This is a genomic window from Micromonospora sp. SCSIO 07396 (assembly GCF_053667945.1).
On sequence record NZ_CM132210.1, the window covers coordinates 305,805 to 318,599 of the forward strand.

The 12,795-nt window shown below is 74.0% G+C and carries 10 protein-coding genes; 3 read left to right on the forward strand and 7 right to left on the reverse strand.

Annotated elements, in window-relative coordinates; translation table 11 throughout:
• Positions 1-106 precede the first annotated feature (106 nt).
• The 6 genes from ACWCHM_RS01415 to glpK form a co-directional block, all read right to left on the reverse strand.
• Complete coding sequence (locus ACWCHM_RS01415) at positions 107-1,105, reverse strand: glycoside hydrolase family 26 protein (RefSeq protein WP_204957887.1); 999 nt, start codon at positions 1,103-1,105, stop codon at positions 107-109.
• A complete protein-coding gene (locus ACWCHM_RS01420; protein ID WP_421490158.1) occupies positions 1,102-2,874 on the reverse strand; it encodes a glycosyltransferase family 2 protein in 1,773 nt (590 codons plus the stop codon). The genes ACWCHM_RS01415 and ACWCHM_RS01420 overlap by 4 nt, the downstream gene beginning before the upstream one ends.
• Complete coding sequence (locus tag ACWCHM_RS01425) at positions 2,871-4,436, reverse strand: glycosyltransferase family 39 protein (protein WP_454221306.1); 1,566 nt, start codon at positions 4,434-4,436, stop codon at positions 2,871-2,873. Before ACWCHM_RS01425 ends, ACWCHM_RS01420 begins: the two co-directional genes overlap by 4 nt.
• A 5-nt stretch (positions 4,437-4,441) precedes the next feature.
• Positions 4,442-6,109 (reverse strand): right-handed parallel beta-helix repeat-containing protein, encoded by a 1,668-nt coding sequence (locus ACWCHM_RS01430; protein WP_454221307.1) that lies wholly within the window; start codon positions 6,107-6,109, stop codon positions 4,442-4,444.
• Between the two features lie 98 nt (positions 6,110-6,207).
• Entirely contained in the window at positions 6,208-7,845 is a 1,638-nt protein-coding gene (locus tag ACWCHM_RS01435) for a hypothetical protein (protein ID WP_454221308.1), read from the reverse strand.
• 72 nt (positions 7,846-7,917) lie between these two features.
• Entirely contained in the window at positions 7,918-9,402 is a 1,485-nt protein-coding gene (gene glpK, locus ACWCHM_RS01440) for a glycerol kinase GlpK (RefSeq protein WP_204957892.1), read from the reverse strand.
• A gap of 63 nt (positions 9,403-9,465) precedes the next feature.
• Between glpK and ACWCHM_RS01445 the strand changes: the two genes are divergently transcribed.
• Positions 9,466-10,404, forward strand: a complete 939-nt coding sequence (locus ACWCHM_RS01445) for a ribose-phosphate diphosphokinase (protein ID WP_204957893.1) — start codon at positions 9,466-9,468, stop codon at positions 10,402-10,404.
• A 14-nt stretch (positions 10,405-10,418) separates the two neighbouring features.
• Here the strand turns inward: ACWCHM_RS01445 and ACWCHM_RS01450 are convergent, their stop codons facing one another.
• On the reverse strand, positions 10,419-10,853 hold the full coding sequence (locus ACWCHM_RS01450; protein ID WP_204957894.1) for an ATP-binding protein: 435 nt from the start codon (positions 10,851-10,853) through the stop codon (positions 10,419-10,421).
• 120 nt (positions 10,854-10,973) lie between these two features.
• Between ACWCHM_RS01450 and macS the strand changes: the two genes are divergently transcribed.
• Complete coding sequence (macS, locus tag ACWCHM_RS01455; RefSeq protein ID WP_454221309.1) at positions 10,974-12,104, forward strand: MacS family sensor histidine kinase; 1,131 nt, start codon at positions 10,974-10,976, stop codon at positions 12,102-12,104.
• Positions 12,101-12,769 carry a response regulator gene (locus ACWCHM_RS01460; RefSeq protein ID WP_454221310.1) on the forward strand — a complete coding sequence of 223 codons (669 nt, stop codon included), beginning with the start codon at positions 12,101-12,103 and terminating at the stop codon, positions 12,767-12,769. Before macS ends, ACWCHM_RS01460 begins: the two co-directional genes overlap by 4 nt.
• Positions 12,770-12,795 lie beyond the last annotated feature (26 nt).

The following is a 12,795-nucleotide window of genomic DNA, read 5'->3' on the forward strand; positions in this document are numbered from 1 at the left end:
GCTGCCCCCCAGACGCATCGACCCGTGTTGGCCCGCCCACGGCAGGCCGCCCTCATCATAGGAACCCGCCGCAGCGCCCCGGGGCCCGTGGGTCGGCGGCCCGGGGTCAGCCGACCCGGAAGCCGGTCCGGGGGTCGGCCGCCGCGCCGGACCGGTACGCGGCGAGCGCCGGCCGGTCCGAGTCGATCACCCAGTCGCCGGAGCCCTTCTGGTTGAAGTAGACGAACCCGAGCAGGTCGGGGCGTTTGCGGATGGCGGTGAAGAGTTCGTCGACCGCCCGGCGACGCATCGCGCCCGGTTCGGACCCGGTCTCCACGATCAGCAGTGGCCGGGCGGTGAACTTCCGGACCTGGGTGATGGTGGGGCCGAACAGGTCGTCGAAGGTCTGCTCGCCGCGCCTGGTGAAGTAGCCGTCGATGCCGACCCAGTCCACGTACGCGTCACCGGGGTAGAGCGGGGCGAGCTTCACCGACGGGACCGGGTTGACCACGTTCGGGGTCCACGTCCAGATCACGTTCGTGGCGTCGGCGCGGGCGAAGACGGCGTGGATGTGCCGCCAGGCGGCGACGAACTCCTTGGCGGTGTTGTCGTGCGCGCCCCAGGAGTACCAGTGGCCGTTCATCTCGTGCGCGATGGTGAGCGCCACCGGCAGGTTGAGCCGGCGTACCGCGACGGCGAACTCCACCAGGTACGGGTCGTGCCGCCCGGCGGCGATGTCCTTCAGTTTCGCCTTGAACGGTTCCCAACGGACGATCGGCAGTGCGCCGTACCGGTGGACCCGGCGGACCTCGGCGGCGGCGAACTCGTCGTCGAAGCTCTCGTAGATGGTGATGATGTTGGGTTTGCTGCCGACCAGGTCGGCGAAGCGGTCGACCCGGCTCATGTCCTGCGGTGCGCCGCTGAGCGCCACCCCCAGGTAGCGGCCCTGCGGCTGGACCAGCGGGCGGACGTCGTACGCCGGGGGCGGGCCGGTGGGGGAGGGCGACGCGCTGGGTTCGGTGGCGAACCGGGCCGGACGGCTGGCCGGGCTGGGTGCGAGCGCGGCGTAGCCGAACACCCCGATCACGAACATCGTGACGATGGTGAACAGCTGACGGGAGGTCACCGGGAACGCTCCGGACGGATGTCCCGCGCCGGCTTCACCAGCAGCGCCTGCAACGCGACGGCCAGGTAGAACGCGCCACCGAGGAAGGCCGGCGCGAAGGTCCACAGGTCGTCGGTGATCATCCGGTGGGCGGCCAGACCGGTCCACAGTGCTCCGCTGCCCGCCGTGCAGACGGCCATTCCCCACCACAGTCGACCCGTCCTGTTCTTGCGTCCCGTGCCGCCGGTGGGCTGCCAGCCCATGCTCTGCCCGCGCAGCAGGTCCCAGATGGCGAAGGCGTGCGACCAGCCGTAGATCATCTTCACGGTCCACGCCTCCACCCGGTAGGCGCACCGGTGCCACAGCGGGAAGACCACCAGGTTGTAGACCAGGCTGGGCACGATCCACAGGTAGTTGGCCGGGGCCACCGACTGCGGGAACCAGGCCAGCAGCACGATCGGCACCAGCGGCCCGACGAAGGTGAACAGCGCGGTGTGCAGGTAGTAGCAGAACCCGGAGAGGTACGACAGCCGGGTGCGCAGCCGCATCCGGGTGTTCCAGAACTTCGTCGACCCGAGCAGGCTCATCGAGCCGGCACACCAGCGGTACTGCTGGGTGAAGAACGAGCTGACGTCGGCCGGGCACAGCCCGGTGGCCAACGGCACCGGCAGGTAGCGCAGCCGCCAGCCGCGCCGCCGCATGTCGAACCCGGTGTGTACGTCCTCCGAGTGCTCGATCAGGGTGGAACCGCCGATCGCGTCGAGCGCCTCCCGGCGGTAGAGCGCACAACTGCCGACGCAGATCGCCGCCTCGTGGTGCTGCCGGGACACCTGCACCATCCGGTAGAACAGCTCCTGCACCGCCCCGGCCCCGCGCTCCAGCCAGCCCTGGCCGGCGTGCACCCGGAAGTACTGCGGGGACTGCACGATCCCGAGGTCCGGCTCGGCGGCCAGGTAGGGCACCATCTCGTCGAGCATGTCGTGCCGGGGGGTGAAGTCGGCGTCCAGCACCAGGATGTGCTCGCCCAGCGTGCGTTGGTACGCGTACCGCATGTTGCCGGCCTTCTTGTACCAGCCCCGGTTGGGGCGGCGCTGGTAGACGAAGCCGAAGGCGAGCGCCATCGCCTCCCGCTCGTCGGTCGCCGAGTCGTCGAGCACGTAGACGTGCACCCGGCCCCGGTAGTGGTCGACCATCCGGCTGACGTGCTCCCAGGTGTTGCGCAGCACCTCGGTCGCCTCGCCGCAGACCGGCAGGAACACGTCCACCGACGGGTGCACGGGCGGGCGGAAGTCGCGGACCAGCCGGCGGTGCCGGTCCAGGTCGAACCCGGGCGTGCCGATGTTCACCGTCGCCGAGATCAGGTAGTAGAGGACGGTGAAGCCGAACAACGGCAGCAGCGCCAACAGCCAGGGCGCCATCCGGACGAAGAGCAACTGGCTGGTGAGCAGCCCGGTGAAGCTGACGAACGAGGCGACCATCAGCACCGGCAGCCGACGGTGCCGGTAGGCGGCCTTCTCGTCGTCGTCAGGCGGCAGCGGCAGGGACGGGTCCACCGTCGCCGGTCGACCCAGCGCCGCCGGAGCCACCACCTCCCGCGCCGCCGGCCCCACCGGATTCGGTGCCGCGGCCGGCCCGCGCGGGGTCGGCACCGTCGCCGGGCCCCGGCGTGTCGGCACCGTCGCCGGGCCGCGGGAGGGCGGGGGCGCCGTCGGGGCGGGGCGGGGCGGCGGCACCTGACGGTGGAACTCCGTCGTCTCGTCGGTGCGGCCCGCGCCGGCCCGGGGGCTCACTTCCCCGCCTCCGACTTGCGCACCAGCAGCCCGATGCTGAAGCCCCGGACCCGCCAGGTGCGCTCGACGGCGTACGGCTTGAGCGCGGCCTCCTTCGCCGCGCCGATCCGCTGCACCGGGTCGTCGAACGCCCCCTTGCGGACGACCCACACCCGCTCCGGACGCCCCAGACACACCGGTACGTCCCGGTCGGCGCACTCCCGCGCGCCCAGGGTGCCCTGCCTACGGGCCGGTACGGTCATCAGCACGTCCCGGGGTCGCCAGCTCTCGTCGACGTACCGGTTCACCGCGTCCCGGCTGGTGCGCTGGTCACCGGCGTCGAACGGGCCGTACACCAGGGTGTCGCCGGGGCGCGCGTGCGCCCGCAGCACGGCGGCGATGTCCTTGGTGCCCTGGCTGTGGCCGGTGACGCCGCGGATCTCGACCTGCACCGGGATGCCGAGCAGCCCGATCGCCAGCATCGCGGCGGTGCCCCGCAGCAGTGAACTGCGCCGCAACGCCAGCGAGGCGACCAGCGCCCAGGCCGGCACCGTGAACAGCAGGTAGCGCGGCAACCAGAGCGGGGTGAGCTGGGCGGCGGCCAGCAGACCGGCGGTGGGCAACACCAGCCAGGCGGTGGCCACCGCCGATCGCTGGCGCATCGACATGCCGAGGAAGGCCAGGGCGAGCACCGCGCCGGCGAGCAGCGGCCCGCCGAACAGCGCCTCAGGCGTGTCGACCAGCCGGTCCAGGGTGACCGGCGGAATCCAGTTGATCTGCGTGGCGGTCTGCTGCCTACCGAACCAGAGCACGGGCAGGACCGGCAGCACACCGACCGCCGCCGCACCGAGCCAACCGAAGAAGCCGCGCCGGCGCTGCGCCCCCCGCCAGGCGACCAGCGCGTGCGCGGCGAGCAGCAGCAGGCCCACCAGGTGCATCAGCCCCAGCAACGCCACCACGGCCGAGTATCCCGTGTAGCGCAGGAACCGGGGCCGGTCCAGCAGCCGGACCAGCAGCAGGGTGGCCAGCGCCGCGGCGCACACCGCGAACGCGTACGGCCGGGCCTCCTGCGCGTACCGGGAGGTGGTCGGCAGCACCGCGAACAGCAGGCCGGCCACCAGCCCGACCCGAAGCCCGCCGATCCGCAGGCCGATCGCGGCGACCAGGCCGGCCGCCGCCGTCATGGCCAGCAGCGACGGCACCCGCAGCGCGACGTCGGAGCTGCCGGCCAGCGCCACCCAGCCGCGCAGCAGGAGGTAGTACGGGCCGATGGAGGCGTCGACGTTGCGCAGCACCGCCACGAAGTCGTCGAACCCGACGGTGACCATGCCCCAGGTGGCCAGCTCGTCCTCCCACAGGCCGGGCCGGTTCACCCCGATCCCGCCGAGGACGGCGACGAGCACCATCGGCAGCAGCCGGGCCAGGTGACGCAGCCAGGGCGCGTCCAGGGGCTCCGGCGGGGCCGGCTGGTCGGCCTCGGTGGGCCGCCACGGGGCGGCCGGCTCGGGTGGCGCGTCCCGGACCCGGACGATCAGGGCGGTCGGCGCGTCGCTGCGGGCTCCGGTGCCCCCGGTGGGCGACATCCCGGTCACCGGGTGGCGGCGAGCAGGTCGTCCAGGACGAGGGTGCGCAGGTCGTCCCGGCTCGGCATCCGGCCCAGCGCGCGCAGCCGCCCGGACTGCGCCTTGCGCATCCCCTCCAGCAGCTTGCGCGCCTCCCGGGCGTTGCCGAAGTTCTGGTCCCGCTCGATCTGGCCGAACCACTCCAGCAGCCCGTCGGTCAGCCCGTCGGCGAGCAGGTACTCGTCGGTGCGGGCGATCCGGCCGACGATGTCGACCAACTGGACCGGGCTGTAGTTCTCGAACTCCAGCGTCTTGGCGAACCGGGACGCCAGCCCGGAGTTGGCGTCGAGGAAGGCGGCCATCTCGGTGGTGTACCCGGCGACGATCACCGCCACTTGGTCCCGGTGGTCCTCCATCAGCTTGACCAGGGTGTCGATCGCCTCCTGGCCGAAGTCGCCGCCGGCACCCCCGGCCCGGGAGAGGGTGTACGCCTCGTCGATGAACAGCACCCCGCCCAGCGCCTCGGTGAACACCGACGAGGTCTTCTCGGCGGTGTGCCCGATGTACTGGCCGACCAGGTCCCGCCGGGAGACCTCCCGGAACTGGCCGTTGGGCAGCACCCCGAGGGCCTTGAGCAACTGCCCGTAGACCCGGGCCACCGTCGTCTTGCCGGTGCCCGGCGCGCCCGTGAAGATCAGGTGGTGGCTGACCGCGCCCACCGGCAGGCCGGCGTCGCGTCGCCACTCGTTGACCTGGATCTCGTCGATCAGCGAGCGCACCTCGGCCTTCACCCCGGCCAGGCCGATCATCGAGTCGAGCTCGGCGAGGAGTTCCTCGACCCTCCGCTCGTCCTGGCCGACCGTCCCGCCGCCCGCGCTCACCCCGGCCATCGGCCGCCCGCCCGCCTCCGCCGCCCGGAACACGGTGCCGGCCCCTTCGGCGATCCGGACGCCGGGGGTGGCGGTCTGCTCGGTGCGGCTGCCCTCGATCGTGCCGCCACAGCCCCGGCCGACGTCGATGCCGACGCCCCGGGTGTCGTGCACCCAGCAGTCCACGATGGTGGGGCTGCTCTGCAACGCGACCACGATGCCGGCGTCGCCGGTGCCGGAGATGTCGCAGCGTTCGATGGTGGGCCGGGCCGCCTGGTAGACGTACACGCCCCGGAAGCCGGCGGCGACGACGGTGCAGTTGCGGATGGTCGGGTCGGCACCGAGCCGCACGATGATCCCGTCGTCGGTGACGTCGCGGATCTCGCACTGCTCGACCGTGCCGCCCGCGTCGGAGACGACCAGCCCGTGCTGGCCGCCGGTGACGGTGACCTCGACGGCCTCGATCCGGGCCCCGTCGCGTACCGACACGGCTGCCGCGTACCCGGCGCTGGCCTGGCACTTCTCCATGCGCAGCCGACCGCCGACCGCCTCCACCGCCGGGTAGTCGCCGCCCTGCACGACCAGCCCCTGCAACAGCACCTCGCCGCCGGTGCAGGCCACCGTCGGCCGTCCGGCGGCGCGACCGTCCACGATGACCGAGCCCGGCTCGCCGGCGGCCACCAGCCGGACCCGCCGGCCGTCGAGCCGGAGCGATTCGGGGTAGACGCCGGGGGCGATCGAGACGACCGCGTCGTCCGGCGCGATCTCCAACGCGTCCGTGATGGTCGGACAGGCCCCGGCTCGGTCAGGGGAGACAGTCAGCATGCGCACATGGCCCCGCTCGGTCGTGGAAGGACGGACCGGTTCGTCGTCGACGTCCGGTCGAAGGGTACCGGGCGGGCGGGGGTGGTCTCGCCCCCGCGTCAGATGGTGAAGGTGGCCTCGCGCACCGAGGCGGCCACCTTGCGCACCTCGTCCGCGCGGTCCGGGGGCGCGGTCATCCGCAACACCAGTTGCCTGTCGATCGCGTCCTCCGGGACGCTGCGCCAGTAGGAGAGGTAGACCAGTCCGTAGCGTGGCGCACCGTCCACCCGGGCGGTCTCCGCCCAGGTGGTGAACTCGCCGCTGCGGATCCACTGCAACCCCCATGCCTCCTCCTGCCGGCGCAGCGCGGTGCGGCGCTCGTCGGTGCAGAGCCGGGGGCACTGCCTGACGACCAGGTCGCCACCGATGATCGACCCGTCGGCGGCCGGTACGCCGCACCGGTAGTGCGCCGAACCGCTGGTGCGGGCGGCTTCGGTGCAGCTCCAGCCGGTGGGCACCCGGAAGCTGAAGTCGACCCCGGCCAGGCCGGTGATCTCCCGGGTCGGCTCGGTGCCGGCGAAGGTGGGCGCTCCGGCGGGCCAGCCGCCGCCGACCGGCGGTTCCACCCCCGGCCGGCGCGGCGGCGTGCCCGGCAGCCCCAGGTCGACGCTCGGGGTCGCGGAGGCCGGCGCGGCGACGCTGGCCGGCCCGTCGGCCGTCCGGGCGGCGACGAGGTAGCCGCCGGTCGCCCCGAGCGTCGCCGCGAGCAGGGCCACCAGGACCGACCACAGCACGGCCCGACCCCGTCCGCGCGCCGGGCCCGCAACCGGCGGGAACGGTGCCGGCGGGAACGGTGCCGCCAGGGGCGTCGGCGGGTACGGCGGTCCCACCCGCTGCGGCACCGCCTGCTGTGGGCCTGCCTGCTGCCGGGCCATCTGGTGCGGGCCGACCTGCGGCGGGGTCACCTGGCGCGGGGGTGCCGGATGCGGACCGGCCTGCTGCGGGGCCACCCGGTGGGGTCCGGCCTGCTGCGGTGCGCGCTGCGGCGGGCTGGCCTGCGGCGGGGCGGTCGGGTGCGGGGGCGTCGGGTGGGTCGGGGCGGTCGGGCGGGGTGCGACAGCCGGCGGCACCGTACCGCCGGTGACCGCCGCAGGCCCGGCGGGTGAAGCAGGCCCGGCCGAGGAAGCAGGCCCGGGCGAGGCGACAGCCCCGGCTGACGGGGCGGAGCCGGTCGACGAGGTGGGCACCCCCGGCCGGGTCGGGCCCGCCGGTCCGTCGGTGCGGTGCCCGTCCGGTGCCGGTGTCCCGGCCGCCCCGGCTGCGGCGGCCGTCGTCCCGGCGGCGGGTGCCCCGGCGAGCGGCGTCCCGGTGGCGGGTGCCCCGGCGGTCGGCCGGTGCGCCGGGGCGGGCGCGCCCGACGGTCCGGCCGGAGGGCCACCGGCCGGGGGCTCCCCGGCCGGGACGAGGCGCTGCCCCAGCGCTAGGAAGACGTGTGCGGCCCCGGCGCCCTGCTCGGCGGCGCAGGCCACCCAGGGCACCGGGCCGGTGTGGTTGGCCCCGGTGATCGGCAGGCCGTCGGAACGGGCCAGCGTGTTGGCCGCCGCCGCGAACGCCTCCCGCCAGCCGCCCTCGGCGGCGGCCGGCGCGAGCACGGCCACGGTGAACGGCCGCTCGGCGGCGTCCCGTGCGGCCCAGACCTCGCCCAACTCGCACGAGCTGAGCCTGCGGTGCAGCGCATATGGACCGACTGTCTGCATGTGGCATCCCCCCGACTGATCGTATCGGTCGGTACGACGGGGACCGACCGACCGGCGGGCCGCCGACCGGAGTCAGTCGACCCAGTCGAGCGTGCGGGCGACCGCCTTGCGCCACCGGCCCAGTTCCCGCTCCCGGTGCGCCGGGTCCATCCGGGACTCCCACTGCGCGTCGGAGCGCCACTGGGCGCGCAGGGTGGCCAGGTCGGGCCAGAAGCCGACCGCCAGGCCGGCCGCGTACGCCGCGCCGAGGCAGGTGGTCTCGGTGATCCGGGAGCGCACCACCGGCACCGCCAGCACGTCGGCGAGGAACTGCATCAGCAGGCCGTTGGCGGTCATCCCACCGTCCACCCGCAACCGGCGCAGCGCCACGTCGGAGTCGGCGTTCATCGCGTCGACCACCTCGCGGGTCTGCCAGGCCGACGCCTCCAACGCCGCCCGCGCCAGGTGCCCCTTGGTGATGTAGCCGGTCAGCCCGGCGATCACCCCCCGGGCGTCGCTGCGCCAGTGCGGCGCGAACAGTCCGGAGAAGGCGGGCACCACGTAACAGCCCCCGTTGTCGTCCACGGTGGCGGCCAGCTCCTCGACCTCGGCGGCCGAGGAGATCAACCCGAGGTTGTCCCGCAGCCACTGCACCAGCGACCCGGTCACCGCGATCGCCCCCTCCAGGGCGTACGCGGCCGGCTGGCCGTCGATCCGGTAGGCCACCGTGGTCAGCAGGCCGTGACTGGACGGCACCGGGCTGGCCCCGGTGTTGAGCAGCAGGAAACTCCCGGTGCCGTAGGTGCACTTCGCCTCGCCGGGCTGGAAGCAGGTCTGCCCGAACAGGGCCGCCTGCTGGTCGCCCAGCGCGCTGGCCACCGGCACCCCGTCGAGCACCCCGTGGGCCGTCCCGTAGACCTCCGCCGAGCTGCGGATCTGCGGCAGCATCGCGGCCGGGATGCGCAGTGCGTCGAGCAGCTCCGGGTCCCAGTCGAGGGTCTCCAGGCCCATCAGCATGGTCCGGCTGGCGTTGGTGACGTCGGTGACGTGCCGGCCGGTCAGCTTCCAGATCAGCCAGCTGTCCATCGTGCCGAACAGCACCTCGCCCCGTTCGGCGCGTTCCCGCAGCCCGTCGACGTTGTCCAGCAGCCAGCGCAGCTTCGGGCCGGCGAAGTAGGTGGCCAGGGTGAGCCCGGTACGGGCGCGCAGCCGTTCCTCGCCGTACGACTCGGCCAGCTCGCGCAGCAGCGGACCGGTACGGGTGTCCTGCCAGACGACGGCGTTGGCCACCGGCCGGCCGGTGGCCCGGTCCCAGACCACGGTGGTCTCCCGCTGGTTGGTGATGCCGACGGCGGCCAACCCGTCCGGGCCGGTGCCGGCGTCGGCCAGCGCGTCGCGGACCACCCGTTCGACGTTGGCCCAGATCTCCTCGGCGTCGTGTTCGACCCAGCCGGGTCGGGGGAAGATCTGCCGGTGCTCGCGTTGGGCGACGGCGACGATCCCACCGGCCCGGTCGAAGACGATGCACCGCGACGAGGTGGTGCCCTGGTCGATGGCGGCGACGTACTCTCCGGTCATTTCGGCACCGTACCGGGCCCGGGTCGACGGGAGAACCGGCACGGGTCCGTACGATCTCCAGACGTGCGCGACATCGCCGTGTTCAGTGGAACCGCCCATCCCGACCTCGCCGCCGAGATCTGCGCCCACCTGGGGGTGCCGCTGCACCCGGTGCGGGTGTCCCGGTTCGCCAACGACTGCCTCGAGGTGCAGTTGCAGGCGAACTGCCGGGAGCGGGACGTCTTCCTGATCCAGCCGCTGGTGCCGCCGGTGCAGGAGAACCTGGTGGAGCTGCTGCTCATGATCGACGCCGCCCGGGGCGCGTCGGCGGGGCGGATCACCGTGGTCCTGCCGCACTACGCGTACGCCCGGTCGGACAAGAAGGACGCCCCGCGCATCTCCATCGGGGCCCGGCTGGTGGCCGACCTGCTCACCTCGGCCGGCGCGCACCGCGTGCTGGCGATGACCCTGCACTCACCGCAGGTGCACGGCTTCTTCAGCGTCCCGGTCGACCACCTGCACGCGCTGCGGGAACTGGCCGCCCACTTCCGGGGGCGCGACCTGGGCAACACGGTGGTGGTCTCGCCGGACCTGGGCAACGCGAAGGAGGCGGCGGCGTTCGCCCGGATGCTCGGCACCCCGGTCGCGGCCGGGGCGAAGCAGCGGTTCAGCGACGACCGGGTCACCATCAGCACGGTGATCGGTGAGGTGGCCGACCGGGACGTGATCGTGCTGGACGACGAGATCGCCAAGGGCAGCACGGTGGTGGAGCTGATCGGCCACCTGCACGAACGCAAGGTCCGGTCGATCCGGTTGGCCTGCACGCACGGCCTGTTCTCCAGCGGCGCGCTGACCCGGCTCGCCGCCGTCGACGGGGTACGCGAGATCGTCTGCACCAACACCGTGCCGATCCCGCAGGACAAGCGGGTGCCGGAGCTGACGGTGCTCTCGGTGGCCCCGGCGCTGGCCGAGGCGATGCGCCGGATCCACAACGGCGAGTCGGTGAGCGCCCTGTTCGGCTGACCCGATCCGGCGGGTCAGCCGGCGGCGGCGCTGATCCGCACGGTGGTGCCGGCCGCGCCGCTCTCGACCTCCATCGCGTCGCTGAGTTCCCGGGCCAGCCAGAGCCCCCAGCCGCCGGCGGTGTCCGGGGCGGGCCGGCTGTGGTCGTCGAGCCGCTGCTCGCTGATGCCGGTGCCGTGGTCGGAGACCTCGCAGACCAGCTCGCCGGGGCGTCGCCAGAGCCGCAGCCAGCCCCGGCCGCCGCCGTGCCGGACCGCGTTGGTGATCAGCTCGTTGACCGCCAGCACGAAGTCGTCGAGCCGCTGCCCGGCCAGGCCGGCGGCGTGCGCGCAGGAGCTGACCGAGTGTCTCAGCTCGGTCACCTGTGCCTGGTCGAACGCCTCGGCGATGAGAAGGGAAGGTTCGATGGGCACCACCGTACGCGGTGTGGGAAGCTCTGCGTTCGTCATGGGCCCTGTCCCGACAGCGATCTCGGAGTTTTTCACGCTATTTCTACCGTACGTCAGGGTTCTCCGGCCCGCACGGACCGGCCCGGCCGGCTGACCTGGGACTGTGGCATCGTGGCGGCCATGCCGTCGTCCCCGCCGGGAGGTTTCGCCGACCCGCTGTGGCGGTCCGTCGCGGTCTTCCGGTTCGCCTCGCTGGCGTACGTCGGCCTGCTGGTCCTGCGCGACGCCGGCCGGTACGCCCACCCGGTCGCCGCGGGCGGCGTACTGCTGGTGATGCTGGCCTGGTCCGGGGTGACGGCGGTCGGGTACGCCCGGCCGGCCAACCGGCGCTGGCCGCTGCTCCTGGCCGACCTCGGCGTGGTCCTGGCGATCCTGGCGGTCACGCCGTGGGTGGTGGGACGCCCGGCGCTGGCCGCCGGGGTGCCCGCCCTGGCCGTGGCGTGGCTGGCCGGGCCGGTGTTGGCCTGGGCGGTCTCCGGCGGCCGGCGGCGCGGCACCATGGCCGCGCTGCTGGTCGGCGGCACGGACCTCGCCACCCGGGGCCGGATCGGCCCGTCCTCGCTGACCGGGGCGATCCTGCTGTTGCTCGCCGGGGCGGTGGTGGGGCACGTGGCCCGGCTGGCGGTGAGCACCGAGGAACGGTTGCAGCGGGCGGTGGAGCTGGAGGCGGCGACCCGGGAACGGGAACGGCTGGCCCGGGACATCCACGACTCGGTGCTGCAGGTGCTGTCCCTGGTCCAGCGGCGCGGCGCGCACCTCGACGGGGAGGCCGGGGAGCTTGCCCGGCTCGCCGGCCAGCAGGAGCTGGCGTTACGCGCCTTGATCTCCGGAACCCCGCCGGCGTCCCCCGCCGACCCGGTCGGCGAGATCGACCTGCGGTCCCTGCTGTCCGGGTACGCCTCGGCGACGGTGCAGGTCTCCGCCCCGGCGACCCCGGTGCCGCTGCCCGCGTCGGTGGCCCGGGAGGTGGCTGCCGCGACGGCGGCGGCCCTGGACAACGTGCGGCGGCACGCCGACGGGCGGGCCTGGGTGCTGGTCGAGGACGAGGGCGACACGGTGACCGTGTCGGTGCGTGACGCCGGGCCGGGCATCCCGGAGGGGCGGCTGGTGGAGGCGGCCCGGCAGGGTCGGCTGGGAGTGGCGCAGGCCATCCGGGGACGGATGACCGACCTCGGCGGCGAGGTGCGGATCATCTCGACGCCGGGGGAGGGCACCGAGATCGAACTGATGGTGTCGAGGAGGAGCCGATGACCGGGGTACGGGTGATGGTGGTCGACGACCACCCGATGTGGCGGGAGGGGGTGGCCCGGGACCTCACCGAGGCCGGGCACCTGGTGGTGGCGACCAGCGGGGAGGGACGCCAGGCGGTCCGGGTGGCCGCCGCCGCCCGCCCCGACGTGGTGGTGCTCGACCTGCAACTGCCGGATATCTCCGGGGTGGAGGTGATCCAGGGCCTGCGGGATGCGTTGCCCCGGGTCCGGGTGCTGATGCTGTCGGCCAGCGGCGAGCAGCAGGGCGTGCTGGACGCGGTGAAGGCCGGGGCCACCGGCTACCTGCTGAAGTCGGCGGCTCCGGCGGAGTTCCTGGACGCGGTGCGCCGGACGGCGGCCGGTGAGCCGGTGTTCACCCCGGGCCTGGCCGGGCTGGTGCTGGGCGAGTACCGGCGGCTCGCCGCGGACCCGCCGGCCGGTGGGACGGGCGACGAGGGGCCCGGCGCGGCACCCCGGCTCACCGAACGGGAGACCGAGGTGCTGCGGCTGGTGGCTAAGGGGCTGTCCTACAAGCAGATCGCCGGCCGGCTCGGGCTGTCGCACCGCACCGTGCAGAACCACGTGCAGAACACGCTCGGCAAGCTCCAACTGCACAACCGGGTGGAGCTGACCCGCTACGCGATCGAGCGGGGCCTGGACGACTGAGCGGTGCGGGCCCGGACGACCGGGGG